Source organism: Enterovibrio coralii, assembly GCF_001559595.1.
GTDB lineage: Bacteria > Pseudomonadota > Gammaproteobacteria > Enterobacterales > Vibrionaceae > Enterovibrio > Enterovibrio coralii.
In genome coordinates this window covers 111,967-133,946 of the sequence record NZ_LNTY01000017.1, presented here as the reverse complement: position 1 = coordinate 133,946, position 21,980 = coordinate 111,967, and the positions used below count along the sequence as shown (strand labels likewise).

Sequence of the window (21,980 nt, the reverse complement as noted above, 5' to 3'; positions counted from 1 at the left end):
TTATACTCTTTGCACTTATTTTGACCACGTTCCAAATATGACTCAGAAATACGCCCGCTTAGTGCAGATGGCGGCATGGGCAGCCACCATCACAGCCACCGTACTCCTTTTGATGAAAATTTTCACCTGGTGGTATACCGACTCCATCAGTTTGCTCGCCTCTCTCGTCGATTCTCTCATTGACCTTTTGGCATCCATCACCAACTTGGTCGTGGTGCGTTACGCGCTTCAGCCTGCCGATGACGAGCACCGATTTGGGCACGGAAAAGCCGAATCCCTTGCTGCGCTTGCGCAAGCTGCCTTTATTGTTGGCTCCGCTTTCTTCCTTATCCTGAGTGGCCTTGAGCGTTTATATAACCCCGCAGAGCTTCGTAACCCTGAAGCCGGTGTGGTGGTGAGTGCCATTGCGACGTTGCTGACGGGTGTGCTGGTTCTGTTCCAAAAATGGGTGGTGCGCAAGACAGGCAGTCAGGCCATTTCAGCCGACTCCTTGCATTACCAATCGGATTTGCTGATGAACCTTGCCATCATGGCGGCACTGGGCCTTGCGTGGTACGGCATCAAAATGGCCGATGCGGTATTTGCTATCGCTATCGGTGCGTTCATTCTCTACAGTGCGTTCAAGATGGCGCATGAAGCGGTGCAGTCTTTGCTCGACCGTCAATTGCCACCGGAAGAGCAAGAAAAAATCTTTACGCTGGCATCAAGCGTGGCGGGTGTACAGGGTGTGCATGATTTAAGAACCCGTCAGGCAGGACCGACCCGTTTTATGCAACTGCACCTTGAGCTAAATGATGAATTAAAGCTGGTAGACGCACACCGAATTGCGGAAGAGGTAGAGGATCTCCTTGAAGTCGCATTTCCGGGCGCGGATATCATCATCCATCAAGATCCCGTTTCAGTTGTGGGAAATTCACCGCGAGAACAAAATTAATCCTTGTTGTGTCGCGAAAATTTGTAACGCTTACTGATTTCTATCAACGAAAATACTTAGCAAAATTGTAATAGTCTTTCATAAGTAGGAAAGTTACAGTTTTAATGACGCTGCTTGCGATATAAACTTGCACGTCACGCATGACTGAGGCAAACCCGCGATACCCATTAAGACTTTCCTGAGGGAAGCAGGGTGTGAGGCTAGATGCCGAGACATGCGATCAATGGATTTGAAATTTCAATTCCCAAAGTCAGAGGGTAACCATGGTTAGTAAAATTGGTGTTTTGACCAGTGGCGGCGACGCCCCGGGTATGAATGCAGCGATTCGTGGCGTTGTTCGCGCTGCGTTGAGTGAAGGTCTGGAAGTGTTTGGTGTTTACGACGGCTATCAGGGTCTTCATCAGAACCGCATTGAGAAGCTGAACCGCACTAGCGTGTCAGACATTATCAACAAAGGCGGTACTTTCTTGGGCTCAGCACGTTTCCCTGAGTTCAAAGACGAGAAAGTACGTGAGCAAGCTATCCAGAACATGAAAATGCACGGCATCGAAGCACTGGTTGTGATCGGTGGTGACGGTTCATACATGGGTGCGAAGAAACTGACTGAAATGGGTTTCCCATGTATCGGTCTGCCAGGCACTATCGACAACGACATTCCAGGCACTGATTACACCATCGGTTATCTGACTGCGCTGAACACAGTCGTAGAAGCGATTGACCGCCTGCGTGATACGTCTTCTTCTCACCAGCGCATCTCTATCGTTGAAGTCATGGGTCGTCACTGTGGTGACCTGACGCTGGCTGCGTCTATCGCAGGCGGCTGTGAATACTTCATCACGCCTGAAATCGGCCTGAACAAAGAAAACCTGCTGGCGAAGATCAAAGAAGGTATCTACAAAGGCAAGAAACACGCAATCATCGCAATCACTGAGCTGATGACTGACACCAACGAGCTTGCTCGCTACATTGAAGCAGAAACTGGCCGTGAAACGCGTGCAACCATCCTAGGTCACATCCAGCGTGGTGGTCAGCCTCGCGCATTCGACCGTATTTTGGCATCTCGCATGGGTGCTTACGCGGTAGACCTTCTTATCGAAGGTCACGGTGGTCGTTGTGTGGGTATCCAGAATGAACAACTGGTACACCACGACATCATCGATGCTATCGACAACATGCGTCGTCCGTTCCGTCAGGATCTGTTCGACGTGGCAACCAAGCTGTTCTAATTCAGCGTTGTCGAAAAAAGAAAACGGAGCCTTTGGCTCCGTTTTTTGTTTGTGCGCGCATCCGTTTAGATGCCGTCACCTTCGCTAAAGCTCTGACCACATTTAAACTTTTGATCCATGTCGAGCGAAGGTTTGTCGCTGCTCGGCGCGCGACAATTTTGGCTGGCACACCTGCTGCTGTCATGTGCGGTGGGACATTAATTAGCACCACAGAACACGCGGCGACTTTCGCGCCCTCGCCCACTTCGATATTGCCGAGTATTTTTGCCCCAGCACCAATCATGACACCGGTGCGAATTTTCGGGTGACGGTCGCCTTGCTCTTTACCGGTACCGCCCAGCGTCACGTCCTGAAGGATAGAAACATCATCTTCAATCACTGCCGTTTCACCCACAACGATACCCGTAGCATGGTCAAACATGATGCCACAGCCAATGCGCGCAGCAGGGTGAACGTCCACCTGACACGCCACGGAGATTTGGTTTTGCAGGTACACCGCAAGTTCTCGGCGACCTTGTCGCCAGAGCCAATTCGCCACGCGAAACCCTTGCAGGGCATGGAAGCCTTTCAGGTACAACAGCGGCGTGGAATAAAGCTCAACAGCAGGGTCTCGTTCCACCGTCGCACAGATATCGCACGCCCCGGCATTTACAATCCCGCTGTCTCCGGCATACGCCTCTTCAATCACTTCACGCACCGCCATGGCTGGCATACTTGGCGTCGCCAGCTTGTTGGCAAGAATATAGCTCAGTGCACCCGCCAGTGAATCGTGCTTGATGATCGTCGCATGGAAGAAGCTCGCCAGCATCGGCTCGCGCTCGCTGTGCTCTTTCGCTTCACGCTTTATCGCTTTCCACACTTTCTCTTGTTGGCACTTTTTGGCGTTGCCTTCTCCGCACACCCTATACATGTTCGTACCTATTTCATTCCGTTATGACATTGCTTACTTGTCTCATCGGCAACCTCTCTGTCCTTGAGGTTTTATTGCATTTTGATGAGGCAACTTTCTAAGTGTGACATAGATAGCTAAACAACCCAATATTCTGACGATATTGCTTTAGCTGCTTGGCGATTTCAGTCGTCATGTGTCGCAAAAATAAAAAACGCGGGAGTCATTCCCGCGTTTTTTTAGACCCGATTTCTAACGAAAACTATTCAGAGGTTCGTTGACGTGCCAACAAATCTTGGGCTGCCAAACGTGCATCTTTGCCTTCGTAAAGCACTTGGTAAATCTGCTCAACGATTGGCATTTCAACGCCAGTGCGTTTCGCCAGCGCGCGAACTTCTTTGGTGTTGCGGTAGCCTTCGACCACCTGACCAATTTCATCCTGCGCTTCGTCTACGCCTTTACCTTGACCGAGAGCCAAGCCAAAGCGACGGTTGCGAGATTGGTTGTCTGTACACGTCAGTACGAGATCGCCCAGTCCTGCCATTCCCATAAAGGTCTCACGCTCTGCGCCAAGGGCAACACCCAAGCGCGTTAGCTCTGCAAGACCGCGGGTAATAAGCGCAGTACGTGCGTTCGCACCAAAGCCAATACCGTCAGACATGCCTGCGCCAATCGCAATCACGTTCTTCACTGCGCCGCCAAGCTGCATACCAATAAAATCACTGTTGCCGTAAACGCGGAACGTACGGCTGCAGTGGATTTTCTCTTGCAGGTCCGTAAGGAACTGCGCATCCGGAGACGCGACGGAAATCGCTGTTGGCATACCCGCCGCCAGCTCTTTCGCAAACGTAGGGCCAGAGAGCACCGCCAGCGGTACACCTTCCCCCAACTGCTCTTTTGCCACGTCTTGCAGCAAACGGCCCGTTTCAGGCTCAAGGCCTTTCGTCGCCCAGCAGATACGTTGATCATCACGCAGGAACGGCTTCACCTGTGACAGCACCAGACCAAATACATGGCTCGGTACGACCACAAGAATGTCACGACTGACTTGAATGGCTTCTTCAAGATCAGCACTCAGAATCAATGAGTCTGGAAAAGCGACACCCGGCAGAAACGCTTCATTTGAGCGATCAATTTCGAGTTGTGCCATATGTTCCGGCTCATGTCCCCACAGCACCACGTTCGCACCGTTGCGAGCGAGTGAGATTGCGAGAGACGTGCCGTATGAGCCTGCGCCCAATACGGTCATGGCAACATTGGCCTTGGCGTTATCTGTCATTAGTGTCGACCTTTTGTACTTCTATTACGCGTCAGCGTTTGCTTGCTCTTGAGTCTGGCTTTGCAGGTAGTTCATGAACAGCGCGTCAAAGTTAACTGGCGCCAGGTTCAGTTGTGGGAACGTACCTTTTACTACCAGGCTAGAGATAGTTTCACGTGCGTATGGGAACAGGATGTTCGGGCAGAATGCACCCAGGCAGTGTGCCAGTTGTGGTGCTTCCATACCTGCTACTGCAAAGATACCGCCCTGTTGTACTTCACACAGGAACGCATTCTCTTCACCGTTTTTCACGGTCACAGTCAGACGCAGAACAACTTCGTATACGCCTTCGCCCAGTTCACGGCTTTGGGTATCCAGGTCCAGGTTTACATCTGGCTGCCACTCTTGCTGAAACACTGCTGGAGAGTTTGGTGCTTCAAAAGACACGTCTTTCAGGAAGATGCGTTGGATAGCAAAGTTTTGCTGTGCTGGTTGGTTAGTTGCTGCTTCAGCCATGGTATTAAATCCTTGTTATGTAAAACAAATGCTTTCACGCATTTTAAAATAAGTGAGGCAGCCCACGAGGCTGCCCTTGTTGCTAATCCGTCGGCAATTACTTTTTCTTTTTGCTGCGGATCAGTGGCAAATTCGCTTCGTTCCAAGAAATCAGGCCGTCTTTCAGAACGTTCACGTTCTCAAAGCCCGCTTGCGCCAGCGCGTTTGCGCTTTCAACTGCGGTTTGACCTGTCTTGCATACCACGATGATTGGGTCAGACTTGTGTTTTTCAATCTCACCGAAGGTGTTTGCTTTGATGTCTTTAGCCAAAACGTGAAGTGCGCCAGCAATGTGGCCTGCACGGTAGTCGTCACGGCTACGAATATCAACAATGACACCGTTCTCACGGTTAACCAGTACGGTTGCGTCGTTTGGAGTCACAATTTTGTATGCGGCCGTTTTCTGTTTGATGACTGACACAATCAGCGCTACAACCAGACCCACCCAAACCAGTGACAAAATCAAGTTACTTTGAACAAATTCAATAAACTGCTGCATAGTTCGCTTCTACAAGTATGTCGGCACAAAAAATCGACCCCGAGTATAACCTTCCGCGCTATCAAATACAGCATAGCCTGAGATTTACATGCCCTCGCTCACTGTTGCAACGTCAGCAAACCTTGAAATTGATCACATTCGCCTCCATTTTAACCACATCAGAGACAGGTGTTGTCCGCGGTGATGACGCATCACCCTTGTCAACATCTCAGAGGCTGTTGACTTACTACAGGTTTTTACAGCGCATCTTCCGGTAAAGTGCGTTTCCAAGGGAAACAGGCACTCGGAGAATGCAGGCCATGACTGCGCTAACCGCTTGCCTTTGCAAGATTTGTTGAAACTTTAGCGAAAAAGTTTGCCTACTGCTTAACCAGCAAAATGTAGTAAAGTTACGCTAATCATTTTTAAGATATCGACATAAGAGGACACCGTATGTCTGCTAAGAAGCCTTTGGCACTCGTTATTCTGGACGGATGGGGTTACCGCGAAGACAACAACGACAACGCTGTTGCAAACGCGAAAACGCCTGTTCTTGATGGCTTGATGGCGGGCACCAGCACCCTGATCTCTGCATCAGGTATGGATGTTGGTCTGCCAGATGGTCAAATGGGTAACTCAGAAGTTGGCCACACCAACATCGGTGCAGGCCGCATCGTGTATCAAGACCTGACTAAAATCACCAAAGCTATCCAAGATGGTGAGTTTTTCGATAACGCAGTACTGACCAACGCTATCGACAAAGCAGCGAAAGCAGGCAAAGCGGTTCACATCATGGGTCTGATGTCTCCGGGCGGTGTTCACAGCCACGAAGACCACATTGCAGCAGCAGTAGAAATGGCTGTTCAACGTGGTGCTGAAGAGGTGTACCTGCACTGCTTCCTGGATGGTCGTGATACACCACCACGCAGCGCGAAAAACTCTCTGGCGCATTTCGATGAGCTTTTTGCGAAGCTGGGTAAAGGCCGCACAGCATCTATCGTTGGTCGTTACTACGCAATGGACCGTGACAACAACTGGGACCGCGTAGAACAAGCTTACGACCTGCTGACTGAAGCAAAAGGTGAGTTCACTTACGGCTCTGCTGTTGAAGCATTGGAAGCCGCTTACGCACGTGACGAAAACGATGAGTTCGTTAAAGCGACTGAAATCCGCGCTGAAGGCCAACCAGTTGCGTCTATCAATGACGGCGACACGCTGATTTTCATGAACTTCCGTGCAGACCGCGCGCGTCAAATCGCACGTACTTTCCTGCCAGAATTTGACGGCTTCGCACGTAAGAAAGTGGCTGCCCTGGCTGATTTCGTGATGCTGACTGAATACGCGGCAGACATCGATACGTCGTGTGCTTTCCCTTCAGACAACCTGACTAACACCCTGGGTGAGTGGCTGTCTAAGCAAGGTAAAACGCAGCTGCGTATCTCTGAAACCGAGAAATACGCACACGTAACCTTCTTCTTCAACGGTGGTGTTGAATCTGTATTTGAAGGTGAAGAGCGTGCACTGGTTGCTTCTCCAAAAGTAGCGACTTACGACCTGCAGCCAGAAATGAGCTCTGAAGAGCTGACTGACAAGCTGGTTGAAGCGATCAAGAGCGGCAAGTTCGACCAAATCATCTGTAACTACCCTAACTGTGACATGGTTGGCCACACTGGCGTATACGATGCTGCAGTTAAGGCTGTTGAAGCTATCGACCACTGCATTGGCCGTGTTGTTGAAGCAATCAAAGAAGTTGACGGCCAACTGCTGATCACTGCAGACCACGGTAACGCAGAGATGATGGTTGACCCAGAAACTGGCGGTATCCACACTGCGCACACCAACCTGCCAGTACCACTGGTTTACGTGGGCAGCAAAGACATCGACCTGGTTGAGGGCGGTAAACTGTCTGACTTGGCACCGACTATGCTGGCTCTGACGGGTGTTGAAGCACCTGCAGACATGACAGGCAAGCCTCTGTTCGTGGCGAAGTAATTTCGCAAGCGAACGAAAAAACGCGCCTTATGGCGCGTTTTTTATTGCCTTCAATCCGCTCAATACCCTTTCCTTGGTGTGAATTTCCATCAAATTGGGATCACACCTGCCACTTTCTGCCTGCTTTGCTCTACATCGGCGGGTGCAGCACACTATCCTCCTTGATATACTGCTCGCCATGTGGGAGAAAGTGTTGCGCGTTATGAATCGTTGTCAGTTCAGTGCCTTGTGCGCTGCCCTTTTGGTATGCCTGTCAATTAGCGCGCCAGTATCCGCAAGCGATGAGCAGCTTTCGGGCATGAAAAATGAAATCTCCCGCCAAGAGCAGCAGCTATCCTCTCACACCAAAAAGCTCAATGCGCTGCAAGCTGACTTGAAATCTCAAGAGCAATCTATTGCCAAGATTGCCCGTCAGATGCGTGAAACCAGAGCCGATCTCGCTACCACAGAGAAAGACATCGCAGCACTGAATGCAGAAAGTAAACGCCTGGAGCAGCTTCGTTTCGGTCAAGTTGAGCTTCTAAAAGAGCTGCTAAACAGTCAGTACCGCCAAGGGCAGCATAGCCAGCTTAACGCCATGTTAAGCGGCAAAGATACCCAAGACATCGACCGTATGACGGTGTACGCAGAAAAGCTATCCAAAGCGCGTACTGATGCCATCAATGAACTCTCCGCGACAGACACCGAGCTACAACTCAAACGTCATGCACTGAATACCCAAGTGGATAAGCAGCGGGATTTGCTATCCAAACTGAGTGCGGACAAAGCCAAACTGGAGTCTGAGCAGCGCAATCAGAAAAAGACAGCCTCTTCGATTCAGCGTCAAATCCGCAGCGACAAAGGCTATCTGGCCGAGCTTCGCGACAATGAAAAACGCCTCAAGGTTGAGCTTGAAAAAGCCGCGGAGCAGGCGCGCATTGCCGCAGAAAATGCCCGCGTGAAAATGGATGGCCTTGGCAAATACAAAGGCCGTCTGACGTGGCCAGTGAAAGGGAAAATCCTCCATCGCTTTGGTAGCACTCAATCCGGCCAGCTTAAGTGGAACGGCATTGTTATCTCCGCCAATGAAGGCAAAGAGGTCAAAGCGGCACACGACGGTACAGTGGTTCTGTCCAACTGGCTTCGCGGCTACGGTCTGATGGTGGTGGTCGACCACGGTCAAGGCGACATGAGCTTCTATGGGTATAACCAAGCACTGCTGAAAAATGTCGGCGATACGGTGAAATCCGGCGAGCCTATTGCCCTAGTCGGCAACAGTGGCGGACAGTCTGAGTCAGGCCTTTATTTCGAAATACGGCGTAAAGGCAATGCCACCAACCCCACACCTTGGTTAACGCGGTAAGCGTAGTGGGTTTCAGATGCAAAGGATTGTCGCTGTAACCGCCCTACTGTTTCTCTCTCTGGCTGAGCCTGCGCTGGCGAAGCCAAAGCTTGCGCTTATCATTGATGATCTTGGTTACGACATGATGCCAAGGGAAATCGCGGCATTACCCAGCGAAATCAGCGTCTCCGTGATTCCCTTTACCGAGTTTGATACCGCCGTCACCTTGTCGGCGTTAAGCCAACAGCGCGAAGTACTGCTTCACCTTCCCATGCAAAGCCCGGATGGCACCCCGCAAGAACCTAACTCACTCACCCTCAACATGAGTAAAGAAGAAATGCAGGCAAGGGTGAAAGAAGCCCTGTATCGCGTGCCCCAAGTTGTCGCGGTCAACAACCACATGGGCAGCCTGCTCACCCAACACCAAGAGCCCATGCATTGGCTGATGGAGCTGCTAGAATCACGAGAGATAGGCTTTATCGATAGCCGCACGACCCAAGTACCGTGGCGCAACGCGTGGCGAAAGAACACGGCCTTGCCAACAATCGTCGTCATGTGTTTCTCGATCATTTCCCCAATGAAGCGTTTATCCTCAGCCAACTCGAGCTTGCGATTCAACAAGCGAAGAAACGTGGCACAGCCGTGGTGATTGCACACCCTCTCCCCGTCACGTTAGACACCCTGAAAGCTGTGCTGCCAAAAATCCAAGAACAGGTTGAACTGGTCCCCATTTCCGCCGCACTGCGCCAATAATTGGAAATACCACGCAATAAAAAACCCGCCGAAGCGGGTTTCAAATAACTATCTCAACGGCAAAGCGAGAGATTACTTAGTCCAATCAAGGATAACCTTACCAGACTGACCAGAGCGCATCACATCGAAGCCCTCTTGGAACTCATCCACACTGTAGTGGTGCGTGATGATTGGGCTCAGATCCAGACCTGATTGAATAAGGCTCGCCATCTTGTACCAGGTTTCGAACATCTCGCGACCGTAGATACCTTTGATAACCAGACCTTTAAAGATCACTTGGTTCCAGTCGATACCCATGTCTGACGGTGGAATACCCAGCAGCGCAATGCGACCGCCATGGTTCATGGTTTTCAGCATAGAGTTGAACGCAGACGGGTTGCCTGACATTTCCAGACCCACGTCGAAACCTTCACGCATGCCAAGCTCAGCCATGACATCTTCCAGCTTCTCTTCGGCTACGTTCACCGCACGGGTTACGCCCATCTTGCGCGCAAGCTCCAAACGGTACTCGTTCACATCGGTGATCACTACATGACGCGCACCAACGTGCTTTGCCACTGCCGCAGCCATGATGCCGATTGGGCCCGCACCTGTGATAAGCACGTCTTCACCCACCAGATCGAAAGACAGTGCGGTGTGCACTGCATTACCGAACGGGTCAAAGATTGACGCAAGATCGTCAGAGATATCTTCTGGGATCTTGAATGCGTTGAATGCAGGAATTACCAGATATTCTGCAAACGCGCCTTCGCGGTTTACGCCTACACCGATGGTATTGCGGCAAAGGTGCGTACGGCCAGCGCGACAGTTACGGCAGTGACCACATGTGATGTGACCTTCACCAGAAACGCGGTCACCAATGTTAAAGCCACGTACTTCCTGGCCAATGCCAACGACTTCACCCACGTACTCGTGACCCACTACCATTGGTACTGGAATGGTTTTTTGTGACCATTCGTCCCAGTTGTAGATGTGAACGTCAGTACCACAAATCGCGGTTTTGCGGATTTTGATCAGCAGATCGTTGTGACCTAGCTCCGGCTGCTCAACTTCGGTCATCCAAATGCCCGGTTCAGCTTTTAGTTTCGCCAGTGCTTTCATTTTGTTCGTCATCGTCTTACTTACCCAATAAGGCTCATTTCTTTGCCCACTTTAATGAAGGCATCAATTGCTTTGTCCAGTTGCTCACGGCTGTGTGCTGCTGACATTTGTGTACGGATGCGTGCTTGGCCTTTAGGCACAACAGGGAAAGAGAAACCTACGACGTAGATGCCTTCTTTCATCATGCGTTCAGCGAACTCGCCTGCCACTTTTGCATCACCCAACATCACAGGGATGATCGCGTGATCAGCACCTGCCAGAGTGAAGCCTGCTTCACTCATGCGTGCGCGGAAGTGGTTTGCGTTGTCCCACAGATGGTCGCGCAGGTCGCCACTTTCAGCCAGCAGGTCGATAACACGGATTGACGCTGCAACGATCGCGGGTGCCAGAGAGTTAGAGAACAGGTATGGACGTGAACGCTGACGTAGCCAGTCGATCACTTCTTTCTTACCTGAGGTGTAGCCGCCTGACGCGCCGCCCATGGCTTTACCCAAGGTACCTGTGATGATGTCGATGCGCTCAATCACGTCATGGTATTCGTGGGTACCGCGACCGTTCGCGCCCATAAAGCCCACTGCGTGAGAGTCATCCACCATCACCAATGCGCCGTATTTATCCGCCAGATCACAGATAGCTGGCAGGTTCGCAACCACGCCGTCCATTGAGAACACACCGTCGGTCACGATAAGCGTGTTACGTGCCCCCGCTTCTTTCGCTGCGATCAGTTGTTGTTCCAGCTCTTCCATGTTGTTGTTCGAGTAGCGGAAACGCATCGCCTTACACAGGCGAACACCATCGATAATCGAGGCGTGGTTCAGGGCATCAGAAATGATCGCATCTTCTGCACCCAAAATGGTTTCGAACAGGCCTGCGTTTGCATCAAAACATGATGAGTACAGGATGGTGTCTTCCATACCCAAAAACGCTGACAGTTTTTCTTCCAGCGCTTTGTGCGCATCTTGCGTACCACAGATAAAGCGAACAGACGCCATACCAAAGCCATGTTCATCCATGCCTTTTTGCGCCGCTTCAATCAGTGCTGGGTGGTTTGCCAGACCCAAGTAGTTATTAGCACAGAAGTTCAGTACTTCAGCACCGGATGTTACGGAGATATTTGCCTGCTGAGCAGACGTGATCACGCGTTCATCTTTGTACAGGCCTTCAGCTTTTACTTCTTCAAGCTGCTGGCGAATTTGCTGGTAAAAAGCGGCAGTCATCGCTTACTCCATAAACGGAAACAGGAACAGGATTTCAGCACGATCTCTTAGGACTTTGATTTCGTGCTGCTTGTTAATCATTTGTAAGGCTGATATGTCTAGCGGACAATCTTCTTACAGTATGACATATTAGTTTGGAGGCTGATGATAGAGTTCTGAGGAAGGTTGCGTCTACCTAATTAGCACATCTTATTGCAGTGGATCACGCTACCGTACTTGCCATCTGAGCGCGGTAGTGTGCGATCAATTCAGCAACAACGCCACGGCCTTTCGGTGTGGCCATTGGCGATACCATATTCAGGATTTGCAGTACGCTTGGTAAATCACCGCAGGCGTAATTTTGGTCTCTGGTGCTTGCGCGCTTTGGTAGAAAATCCAGCTAGACGCGACCAGCTTTAGCGTCCCGCAAAGCGATTCCAGCTCATCATCATGCATTTCTACCCAACCGGTGTCGCGGAACTGGCTCAACATGGTGAACATATTGGATTTTAATTCCTGCTGCGCATTGAGGTACTTCACCTGCAGTTCAGCATCGCGGCTTAAAATGTCAGGCAGGTTGGCGTAGAAAAAGCGGTAGCGCCACATCAATTGGAACGTGGCATCTAAGTAGGACAGCAAACGCTGTTGGTCTGAATCCGCCTCAACTTCCGGCTGAAAACCGACGGAAAGATCGAGCGCGTATTGATCGAAAATACTGTGTATAATCTCTTCTTTATTACGGAAGTGATAATACAAGTTTCCCGGGCTGATACCGAGATCAGCAGCAATATGATTGGTAGTGACGTTAGGTTCACCCTGCTCATTAAATAACGCCAATGCAGAATGAATAATGCGATCACGGGTTTTCATGGTTAAACTGCTATCCTCAAGCCCAAACGGGGAAACAATACTTGTCGGATTTGCTCATTTTTTAGAGAGTTAATCCGTCAGGTATCCATATTACCATAGCCTCCGCGACTTTGATGGCGGGGTCTTCTCAATGTCTGATATTAGGTAAAAATATGATTATAGTGACTGGCGGCGCCGGCATGATCGGCAGTAATCTGGTTAAAGCACTTAACGAGCAAGGTATTAACGATATTCTGGTTGTTGATAACCTGAAAGACGGTACCAAGTTCGTTAATCTGGTTGACCTGGATATCGCAGACTACATGGACAAAGAAGACTTCATCGCGCAAATCATGGCGGGTGACGATTTCGGTCCTATCGAAGCAGTCTTCCACGAAGGCGCATGTTCTGCGACCACAGAGTGGGACGGCAAGTACATGATGCTCAACAACTACGAGTACTCAAAAGAGCTGCTGCACTACTGTCTTGAGCGCGAATTCCATTCCTGTACGCCTCGTCTGCTGCCACTTACGGCGGTCGTGACCACGACTTCATCGAAGAGCACAATACGAAGGCGCTCTGAACGTTTACGGTTACTCTAAGCAACTGTTCGACAACTATGTTCGTCGTCTATGGGCAGATGCAGAAGCACACGGTGAGACACTGTCTCAAATCACTGGTTTCCGTTACTTCAACGTTTACGGCCCACGTGAAGGCCACAAAGGCAGCATGGCGTCAGTGGCTTTCCACCTGAACAACCAAATCAAAGACGGCCAAAACCCGAAACTGTTCGAAGGCAGCGATACCTTCAAGCGTGACTTCGTGTACGTTGGCGATGTGTGCAAGATGAACATCTGGTTCTGGCAAAACAACCAATCCGGCATCTTCAACTGTGGTACAGGCCGTGCGGAACCTTTCCGTGCAGTAGCACAAGCGGTTATCGCACACCACGGTAAAGGCGAAGTGGAAGAGATTCCATTCCCAGATCACCTGAAAGGTCGCTACCAAGCATACACCCAAGCTGATCTCACCAAGTACGCGCTGCAGGCTACCCAGAAGAGTTCAAAACTGTTGCAGAAGGCGTTGCCGAATACATGGCACTTCTGAACAAATAATTGGCAGAGAAACGGGCCTCGGCCCGTTTTTTCTTGTTATGTCTGATTGATTTACAGTTTCTACTCTATGAGCCAAGATTCAAACACCAACTCTTCTTACCTACCCACCTTTGAGTGGGCCTTTGTGCACCCGCGCTACTGGGGCACTTGGCTTGGTATCTTCTTCGCAGCCATCTTGGCGTTCGTTCCTTTTCGTCTGCGTGACAAACTGGCTACGTTCCTTGCCAAAAAATTGGTGAAACTGAACAACCGTGCCAAAAAACGTGCGGTGATTAATATTCAGGAATGCTTCCCAGATAAAACCGAAGAAGAACGTTACGCGATTCTGGAGCAAAGCTACATCAACGCCGGATGTGTCATGTTGGGTTTTGCGACCATCATGATGCGCAGCAAGAAGTATTTGGAATCTCGAACGCTGTTTCGCAACGAAGAAATCCTGACAGATCTTGTCAATAACGGTGAGAAAGTGATTTTGCTGGTGCCACACAGCTGGCCGATTGATTACCCAGCCGTTCAACTCGCCTCTCGTGGCTTGCCTGTGGCGGCCATGGTGAAAAAGCAGAAAAACCGCGTCGTTGACTGGTTGATGAACGTGCAACGTCTAAAATACGGTGGCCGCATTCACGAGCGCTCTGACGGTGTGAAACCTTTCATCAAATCTGTGCGTGAAGGTTACCTAGGCTATTACTTGCCAGATGAAGACCATGGTCCAAACTACAGCGTTTTCGTGCCGTTCTTTGCGGCGCAGAAGGCCACACTGTATGGACTGGGTAAGCTGTCTAAACTCAGCCGGGCGAAAATCGTTCCGTTGATGCCGGTATACAACCGCGAAACTGGTGATTTTGAAGTCATCGTGCAGCCACCACTTGCTCCGTTCCCAACGGCAAGTGAAGAAGAAGATGCCCGCATGATGAATGAGCGTATCGAGCAATTCTTAGAGAGTGACCCAGGGCAATACATGTGGATCATGAACCTGTTACGCTCAAGGCCAGATGGTAGTCAACGGTACTGAGCTACTTGCGCCTCGGTAGATGCACCTTTCAGATGAATCGTGCATCTCTCACTTTATTGTCACATGTCACATTAATTTGAGCTCTCTAAACCCCCACCACCCACTTCATGCTAATTTTTACGTAACTTTGTTACTAAATCAACTAGGTATCGAATGCAACGAATTCTTCTGTTAGCGGACAACAGAACCAATTTAATAACGCCTCTACTGGAACAAATGGCTAAAATGGACTTGGACACTACTTATGTAGATGCTAGCGATTTGTGCGTGTTAAAAAAGTACCCAACAGTTTTCCATCAAGCCAAAGCAAAGCTTGTTGATGAACTGTTTTTTCGCAGAAAACGCAATTGGGGCAGAGAGAACTACATCCACGATTTGTGCAAAAACAAATTCGACCACATTATCGTTCTCATACCCGCAATGCTAACTGAGCCGGCTTACCTAACACTGAAATCTGCATTTAAAGAGAAGTTTACGTGTGTATTCTGGGACTCCCTCAACAAAGCACCGTCAGGAAAAACTGCCTTAAAATTCTGTAACAACTTTTTTAGTTTCGACAAAGACGATTGCGGTTACCCAGGCATCAAATATCTACCCACCTATATTCAGGAAGATATACCAACGGAGAAATCTGAGGTAGTGATACCAAATAGGCACTATTTCGGTGTATTTGGAATTGAAAATGAGCAAGATAAGCGCTATCAGACAATCAAAGAGTTTGCAGGCTCAAATCCAAACCTCATTGGACTCATCTACCTGGTTTCAGAAAAACTGGAACCAAAGCAATATTCCATCAATAAAACACAGATAGTGCACACTAATAAGCGTTTGATTGGAGATGAATTGCAGCAAAAAATATTCGAAGCACAATGTATACTTGACATTGTTGACGAAAGACAAACGGGCCTTTCTCCCAGAATGGGCAACGCCTACCAAAGTAAGCGAAAACTTATTACCAATAATATTACTGCATTGGAGTCGGATTGGTTTTCGGAAAACACGCATGTTATTACAAAAGAGTGTCTGAACACTCCACTTGAATTCGTTGAAAAAGAGTACACGCATTCAAAGAACCCAAGCTGCATACCTAGCTGGATTGATAAAGTTCTTAACTATTAGAAAACGCCGGCGTGGCGTGCCAGCGTTTTTTCGCATCAAGCGAGAGACTCTAAATTCTCTTTAATAGCATCAATGATCTGGTTATTGGTCGGAATTGAACTGTCAGCATTCATCACAATTTTATGTCCAGATTCATACTTAGGTGTATACCTGAATGGTACTGTAGAGTAAAAAACACCGACTGTTGGCGTATGTGTAGAAACAGCAAGTTACGAATTCCAGTATCTGGCGCAATAACCATTGTCGAGCGAGCAATGTATTCAGTAAGCCCTTCCAGTGGCTTAGTTGCGATGATCTCGATGTTATCTTTCTCTTCTACCAATGAGGCCAAAAAGTCGCCTTTCTCGCGATCATGCACACCTTCGAGATAGCAATGTTTGATATTTGGAAATGCTTCTGCAGCCTCTTTCATTAGCTGATACATCTGCTCTTTTGGCAGGATTTTGGACTCCGTCGATGCACCATTGAAGTAAACAAAATTCTTCTCAGCTTGCGGCTTGACAGTTCGATTGTCTGTATAACCAAAATCTGGAACTCGACTCGGCACGTGTCCGAGGAAACGAAGCATATCCATCATACAATCGAGCTCATGCTGAAAGTCTGAGCGGAGCACTGAAACATTATAAATAATGCCGTTAAGCATTTGTTTGTAGGGAAAACCAAACTTTAATTTGGCCTTGTTTAGTGCTGTTAGCCAATGAGAACGATTAGTACAAGACAGGTCAAAAATGATGTCCTGTTCTCCTAATCCTTTTATATTCTTTATCTTCTCAGAAAAAGAATGATTTTTTTTCACATCTTTCCCAAAGGTGATGTATGTTGAGTCAGCTAAATCACTTGGCAAACCATATTGGTAATTCGTCACACCAACAAGAATAATTTCTGCATTAGGGAAAAACTTTTTCGCCTCAATAAGGAAAGGACGGACGATGACAAGATCGCCTAAAGCTGCGTGTCGAATAACCGCAATTTTCTTGACTTTGTTAGGATCAAATTCAGACGCTAGATATTTTCTAGCATCTGCACTTGCGTAAGCTCCCTTTTCAAACCAACGATATTTCATCATCTCTCTCACTTTTAATTTTCTTTGCCTTCACGTACTCAGCCAAAACTATTGCGATTGCAAATGTAAATATATATGCAGAGTAACTCTGCATAATGCTGTAAAACGGAAGCCATACAAACACGCCAATCAAGTATGCGCCCATGTATTTAATCACATCATTGTTTTCACAACTAAAAATTGCATAGCAGGCAACAATAGAGAATAAACCAAGTATCGTGACAGTAAATAACACACCAGATTTAACGCTCATATCGATAAACGTCATATGGAAATCTGTACCACCGAGCCTAAATCCATCCTTACCATAAGAATCACGCTCTTCTTCCGTCAAAGAGTCAAGATACTTAAAATAGTTAGTTGCTGAACTATCCATACCACCACCAAAAACAACTGTTTCTGGTTGTGTCTCAGAGAGATGCGTTAGGTAACTTAATCCACCTTTCCACATATTAATTCTAGACGTATTTGAGACATCGCTAGTCACATTCCCTATAGAGGTAAAACGATTGGCTAGCTCTTTATACATATTCCCACCAATTGCACTAAACAGCAAAGTGCATGCGACCAATGCAACTGCAATATAAGGAATCAATCGTCGATGGTATCTCACAATTAGGAAAGATAAGGACACTGCTGCCGCCAGCCATCCTCCTCGAGTACTTGAAACTACAAGACTGGTTAAAAACAAAACAAGAGTGAATAAGATTAAAACTTTTACCTTTGTTTCAAGTTTATTACTGAGCAAGTAATGGAGACATATGCACGAAGACAAAATAACACAATTAAGATGTCTATCAGATGACAAGAACCCACTTGTTCTAATCATGATATTAAAGTCCGCTATTGTCACAAAATTGTATATGCTGTAAATTGACGCAATCAGACTTGCTACAACCAGTAAAAGAGTGGCTTTCCGCCTTGTATCATCGTCCATCAATAAGAGTGTAGCAATCGGGATAACCAATAAATACAAGCTTTTATAAAGAAACTCTTCAAAATCAACAATGCTAGGGTGGAAAAAGCTAACGACTGCAAAGAGAAAATAAACACCGAATGAAATACAAAATGTAGCATTGAGATATTTGGAATTTGCAATCTTGCTATAATTAAGTATAAACATCGACAGTGACGCTATAGCAAGTACAGCCGCAGATATATTCATTCCTGGTTTTGATGTTACCAGTGAAACAACAAAAACAAAGAAAAAGAAAAGAACCATGTTATAAATAGATTTCTTTCCAAAAAAAACGCCAACATTTTGCGAAACAACAGCATTAGCCATTAATTAAATCCAACCAATTTCTCACATTACAATCTGTAGAAAACATATCGTTAAACAGGACCATATTGTCTTCCAACTTCAATTTCTGTCTTTCTTCATAAGCCTTTTCTATCATCCTAGCTAACGCATCTATATCTCTATCCGCAGCAGAATAAACACCATTAAAACCAAGATGCGAGAACTCAGGGAATACGGTATTATCATAAGTGATGCAGCTTAATCCTTTTGAAATCGCTTCTAGTATCACGTTACCTAGTCCCTCACCATGGCTAGGAAAAAGAAAGAAGCTATTTTCCTTATAAAAAGGCGTAACATCACCGCAAAAGCCTTCGAATTTTACGGTCACATCACCTTTTTTGGCTATATTCTCAACTTCCTCCTTGATTTCAACTTTATCAATAGCACCAACATAAGTGATAACTTTACTCTCAGAAGGAATATTAGCTCTACATAGTGCTTGGACAGCATCTAAAACGCCTTTTCCCTCTTCAACCCTACCAACATGAAGAAACGTTAACGGTGCATTTTTATTGTATTCGGTACTATCAACGGCTAGTGAGTTGTATATAGTATGTACATTATTCTCACTTGACGGGAGAATTTTTAATATGTTTTTTGAAAGGTGCTGACTGATGCCGACATAATCAGAAACACAGCTATAAAATAGGCGATGAATGGGATCTTTTTTAGAGGAAGATTTTGTTGTCCCATGCCTTACAATGACTCGACAATTCAATCCCATGACAGCAAAGAAAATTGACTTAATTTCGGACGCACCAAAAAAAATAAGAGTGCCAATACCGTATTTTTTAATCGCCGTCCTTAAACCTCTAATTAGCGAAATGCTTAGCTTAGATTTGAACTTAATGCTTTGGAAAGGAACACCCTGCTCTATCGACACCTGCTCGAGAAAAGTTCCCTCTCTACAAATCAGTATGGCGTCTACTCCATGATCTCGAAACAACTTGGTTTGCTTGAGTGCGTCAAGTTCCATGCCTCCTCGAAAATGAGATAAACACAAAACAGCGATCTTCGAGGTTGCGCTCATAAATATGCCTTCTGTGAAGCTGTAACCTATCTGTACAACCATTGTTGAATTCTTCGACCGATTATAAGCATCCCCACACCGCATCTCAATTGCTTGGAGAACAGTGGTAAGCATTTTGTGCCTAGGAAGCATCGTTTAATATAAGTACAATGTCCTTTGACATCAAAATCCATAAGTACAAGGTAAAATCGCTGCTATGCACTCCTCTCTAAACACTTCAAGATGGCTAATCATTGGCCTTCCTGGGTTGGCGACATGGTGATGTCTCAAAGCTTGTACAAAACCATCAAAGATAAACACCCAAACTCAACCATCGATGTACTGGCTCCAGCATGGTGCAAGCCTATTCTTGAACGTATGTCAGAGGTGGATCGTGCCATAGAAATGCCAATCGGCCATGGTGAATTCAACTTATCCGGCCGTTGGAAGTTGGGGCGTTCGCTAAAAAAAGAAAACTACACACATTCAATCGTTTTGCCTAACTCGGCAAAGTCAGCTCTCATTCCTTGGTTCGCGGGCGTTCCACATCGAACTGGGTGGAAAGGCGAAATGCGATATGGCCTACTGAACGACTTGCGCCCAAACCGCAAAGTATTCCAATACATGGTTGAACGTTATGCCGCGCTTGCTTGCTCCAAGGAAAACATGATTGAAGAGGTGCACCTAGATCAAGTTGCAAAGCCATCGCTGTCCGTCGATACAGATAACCAGGCCAATTGCCTCAAACGGTTCGCAATAGATATTAATAAAACGATCATTGGTATCTGCCAGGTGCGGAGTTTGGCCCAGCGAAGAGGTGGCCAGAGAAACACTACGCAGCCATAGCAGAGCAGATGATCAGTGATGGAAAGCAGGTATGTCTATTTGGTGGCCCTAAAGACCGCGAGGTGGCTCAACAAATTATCGACACCTTACCATCCAAACTTCGAAATTATTGCTTTAATTTAGCGGGTGAAACATCTCTGAACGATGCTGTCGATATGCTGGCCTCATGTGATACGGTTTTTTCTAACGATTCTGGTCTTATGCATGTCGCAGCGGCGGTTGGTGCAAGTATCGTTGCTATCTATGGTTCTAGCTCTCCTCTTTACACACCACCATTATCAACGAAAGTAGCAATCGTAAACACTGACGCAGAGTGCAGGCCTTGCTTCAAGCGAGAATGTCCACTAGGTCATTTAAAGTGCCTAAATGAGCTACTTCCAGCACAAGTGATAGCAGCATACAGCAAACTCACTAGCACCAAATAAGAGCCTAAATATAAGACACGGACGTCTGAACAGAACCATTCTCAGCAAACTGTTACATCTAACTCCCTTGGCTTTGGATAGCGATCACGCCAACAACATTTTTTCGCGTTCTAAATCGCAGCCTTAAGTAATAGTTGCTAGCGTATACATGACAAAATCATTCAGCTTTTATTGCAGACGAGGACTTATGGATAAGCCGCATATCTCGTTGATTTGCCCTTGTCACAATGAACAAAGGGTTGTTGAGCAATTTTTTATCGAAGTAGAAACAATACTTAACAAACTCTCTCTCAGCTACGAGATGATTTTCATCAATGACGGTAGTACTGATGCCACTTTGGACGAACTCATAAAGCTCTCAACTGCCCACAAGCAAGTTCGCATCATTAACCTCTCTCGAAACTTTGGTAAAGAGGCCGCTCTCACTGCGGGATTGGACTTAGCAAAAGGTGATGCAGTAATCCCCATTGACGCTGACCTTCAGGACCCACCAGAGCTGATCATTGATTTTGTTCGAGAGTGGAAAAATGGTTTTGATGTGGTGGTCGCAAAGCGCGTAGATAGGAGTAGTGACACATTCTCAAAGCGGGTGACAGCATCTTTGTTCTACAAATTTCATAACAGCATCGCGCGTCCAGAGATTCCTGATAATGTTGGGGATTTTCGTCTCATCAGCCGAAGAGTTGTAAAAGCCATACAGTTGTTACCCGAAAACCAACGTTTCATGAAAGGCATCTTCTCTTGGGTCGGCTTTAAAACTGCTGTTGTAGAGTATACGAGACAACCTCGCGCTGCGGGTGAAACCAGTTTTAATGGTTGGCGCCTATGGAACTTCGCGTTGGAGGGAATCACTAGCTTCAGTACTGCACCTCTTCGGGTTTGGCTTTACCTCGGAGTTCTCCTTTCAACGATTGCTTTTGTTTACGGCAGCGTCATTATTATTCGTACCATGATGTCGGGCGTCGATCTTCCTGGCTATGCATCTATTTTGAGTGCCATTCTCTTCTTTGGTGGTATCCAGTTGATTGGATTAGGCGTTATGGGGGAGTACATAGGTCGAATATATATGGAAGTAAAAGGCCGTCCTGTATACATCGTGGAAAGTGATTCTGATGATAAACCAAAGAAAACGAGCGACTAAATTTTCAGAACGGCTTCTGCAAGTACGAATTTTTCGCTTTGCGCTAACAGGTGGCCTCGCGTCATTGACACACATTGCAGTTGCTTTTGCTGTGATTCATTTATGGGCGACAAACACCCTCTTTGCCAATGTGGTGGGCTTTTCCTGTGCATTCTTTCTTTCCTACTTTCTTCAGTCCACATTTGTATTCAGACAACATTTATCTCTCAAAAACGCACTTCGCTTCTTCTCTGTGCAGTTTCTTGCTCTGTTAATATCACAAATAATTAGCGAGTTTTTCCAAAACATTAACCCTTACCTTCGCGTCCTTATTGTGGTCTTTCTCATTCCGCTAGTGACCTACATCATCCACAAGCTTTGGACGTTTTCAGAGCCTGCTAAGCATTAACTCGAGC

General features: G+C 47.3%; 15 protein-coding genes and 6 pseudogenes. 11 read left to right on the top strand and 10 right to left on the bottom strand.

Annotated elements, in window-relative coordinates; all coding sequences use genetic code 11:
- The first annotated feature begins 37 nt into the window (after positions 1-37).
- Both fieF and pfkA read left to right on the top strand, forming a co-directional pair.
- Positions 38-934: a CDF family cation-efflux transporter FieF gene (gene fieF / locus ATN88_RS05785; RefSeq protein ID WP_067412724.1), complete on the top strand. Its 897-nt coding sequence runs from the start codon at positions 38-40 to the stop codon at positions 932-934.
- A gap of 263 nt (positions 935-1,197) precedes the next feature.
- Entirely contained in the window at positions 1,198-2,160 is a 963-nt protein-coding gene (pfkA, locus tag ATN88_RS05780) for a 6-phosphofructokinase (RefSeq protein WP_067412721.1), read from the top strand.
- 65 nt (positions 2,161-2,225) lie between these two features.
- Here the strand turns inward: pfkA and cysE are convergent.
- From cysE to ATN88_RS05760, 4 genes and pseudogenes are all read right to left on the bottom strand, one after another.
- Positions 2,226-3,070: pseudogene (gene cysE / locus ATN88_RS05775) on the bottom strand (serine O-acetyltransferase).
- 241 nt (positions 3,071-3,311) lie between these two features.
- A complete protein-coding gene (gpsA, locus tag ATN88_RS05770; protein ID WP_067412716.1) occupies positions 3,312-4,328 on the bottom strand; it encodes an NAD(P)H-dependent glycerol-3-phosphate dehydrogenase in 1,017 nt (338 codons plus the stop codon).
- Positions 4,329-4,352: 24 nt separating this feature from the next.
- Positions 4,353-4,823 (bottom strand): protein-export chaperone SecB, encoded by a 471-nt coding sequence (gene secB, locus ATN88_RS05765; RefSeq protein ID WP_067412712.1) that lies wholly within the window; start codon positions 4,821-4,823, stop codon positions 4,353-4,355.
- Positions 4,824-4,920: 97 nt separating this feature from the next.
- On the bottom strand, positions 4,921-5,361 hold the full coding sequence (locus ATN88_RS05760; protein WP_067412707.1) for a rhodanese-like domain-containing protein: 441 nt from the start codon (positions 5,359-5,361) through the stop codon (positions 4,921-4,923).
- A gap of 432 nt (positions 5,362-5,793) precedes the next feature.
- Between ATN88_RS05760 and gpmM the strand changes: the two genes are divergently transcribed.
- The 3 genes and pseudogenes from gpmM to ATN88_RS05745 all read left to right on the top strand — a co-directional run bounded on the left by gpmM (position 5,794) and on the right by ATN88_RS05745 (position 9,406).
- Positions 5,794-7,332, top strand: a complete 1,539-nt coding sequence (gene gpmM / locus ATN88_RS05755) for a 2,3-bisphosphoglycerate-independent phosphoglycerate mutase (RefSeq protein WP_067412702.1) — start codon at positions 5,794-5,796, stop codon at positions 7,330-7,332.
- 202 nt (positions 7,333-7,534) lie between these two features.
- Positions 7,535-8,674, top strand: coding sequence for a peptidoglycan DD-metalloendopeptidase family protein (locus ATN88_RS05750; RefSeq protein WP_157490664.1), 1,140 nt, complete (start codon positions 7,535-7,537; stop codon positions 8,672-8,674).
- Positions 8,675-8,690: 16 nt separating this feature from the next.
- Positions 8,691-9,406: pseudogene (locus ATN88_RS05745) on the top strand (divergent polysaccharide deacetylase family protein).
- Between the two features lie 72 nt (positions 9,407-9,478).
- Here the strand turns inward: ATN88_RS05745 and tdh are convergent.
- From tdh to ATN88_RS05730, 3 genes and pseudogenes are all read right to left on the bottom strand, one after another.
- Complete coding sequence (gene tdh, locus ATN88_RS05740) at positions 9,479-10,519, bottom strand: L-threonine 3-dehydrogenase (RefSeq protein ID WP_067412693.1); 1,041 nt, start codon at positions 10,517-10,519, stop codon at positions 9,479-9,481.
- An 8-nt stretch (positions 10,520-10,527) separates the two neighbouring features.
- The gene (locus ATN88_RS05735) at positions 10,528-11,724 is read right to left on the bottom strand and encodes a glycine C-acetyltransferase (protein WP_067412689.1); all 1,197 of its coding nucleotides are present in this window, start codon (positions 11,722-11,724) and stop codon (positions 10,528-10,530) included.
- Positions 11,725-11,926: 202 nt separating this feature from the next.
- Positions 11,927-12,573 (bottom strand): annotated as a pseudogene (locus ATN88_RS05730) (TetR/AcrR family transcriptional regulator).
- A 152-nt stretch (positions 12,574-12,725) separates the two neighbouring features.
- Here ATN88_RS05730 and rfaD point away from each other — a divergent pair.
- The 3 genes and pseudogenes from rfaD to ATN88_RS05715 all read left to right on the top strand — a co-directional run bounded on the left by rfaD (position 12,726) and on the right by ATN88_RS05715 (position 15,798).
- Positions 12,726-13,667, top strand: a pseudogene (gene rfaD, locus ATN88_RS05725) (ADP-glyceromanno-heptose 6-epimerase).
- A 67-nt stretch (positions 13,668-13,734) separates the two neighbouring features.
- Positions 13,735-14,679: a lauroyl-Kdo(2)-lipid IV(A) myristoyltransferase gene (gene lpxM, locus ATN88_RS05720; RefSeq protein ID WP_067412685.1), complete on the top strand. Its 945-nt coding sequence runs from the start codon at positions 13,735-13,737 to the stop codon at positions 14,677-14,679.
- Between the two features lie 216 nt (positions 14,680-14,895).
- Complete coding sequence (locus tag ATN88_RS05715; RefSeq protein WP_157490661.1) at positions 14,896-15,798, top strand: hypothetical protein; 903 nt, start codon at positions 14,896-14,898, stop codon at positions 15,796-15,798.
- A gap of 35 nt (positions 15,799-15,833) precedes the next feature.
- Here ATN88_RS05715 and ATN88_RS05710 read toward each other — a convergent pair.
- The 3 genes and pseudogenes from ATN88_RS05710 to ATN88_RS05700 all read right to left on the bottom strand — a co-directional run bounded on the left by ATN88_RS05710 (position 15,834) and on the right by ATN88_RS05700 (position 19,140).
- A pseudogene (locus ATN88_RS05710) lies at positions 15,834-16,861 on the bottom strand (glycosyltransferase family 9 protein).
- A complete protein-coding gene (locus ATN88_RS05705) occupies positions 16,842-18,146 on the bottom strand; it encodes an O-antigen ligase family protein (RefSeq protein ID WP_067412675.1) in 1,305 nt (434 codons plus the stop codon). Before ATN88_RS05705 ends, ATN88_RS05710 begins: the two are co-directional and overlap by 20 nt.
- Entirely contained in the window at positions 18,139-19,140 is a 1,002-nt protein-coding gene (locus ATN88_RS05700; protein WP_198158335.1) for a glycosyltransferase family 4 protein, read from the bottom strand. The genes ATN88_RS05705 and ATN88_RS05700 overlap by 8 nt, the downstream gene beginning before the upstream one ends.
- Positions 19,141-19,416: 276 nt before the next feature.
- Between ATN88_RS05700 and waaF the strand changes: the two are divergent.
- The 3 genes and pseudogenes from waaF to ATN88_RS05685 all read left to right on the top strand — a co-directional run bounded on the left by waaF (position 19,417) and on the right by ATN88_RS05685 (position 21,973).
- Positions 19,417-20,444: pseudogene (gene waaF, locus ATN88_RS05695) on the top strand (lipopolysaccharide heptosyltransferase II).
- 187 nt (positions 20,445-20,631) lie between these two features.
- A complete protein-coding gene (locus tag ATN88_RS05690) occupies positions 20,632-21,585 on the top strand; it encodes a glycosyltransferase family 2 protein (protein ID WP_067412667.1) in 954 nt (317 codons plus the stop codon).
- Positions 21,557-21,973 (top strand): GtrA family protein, encoded by a 417-nt coding sequence (locus ATN88_RS05685; RefSeq protein WP_067412663.1) that lies wholly within the window; start codon positions 21,557-21,559, stop codon positions 21,971-21,973. The genes ATN88_RS05690 and ATN88_RS05685 overlap by 29 nt, the downstream gene beginning before the upstream one ends.
- Positions 21,974-21,980 lie beyond the last annotated feature (7 nt).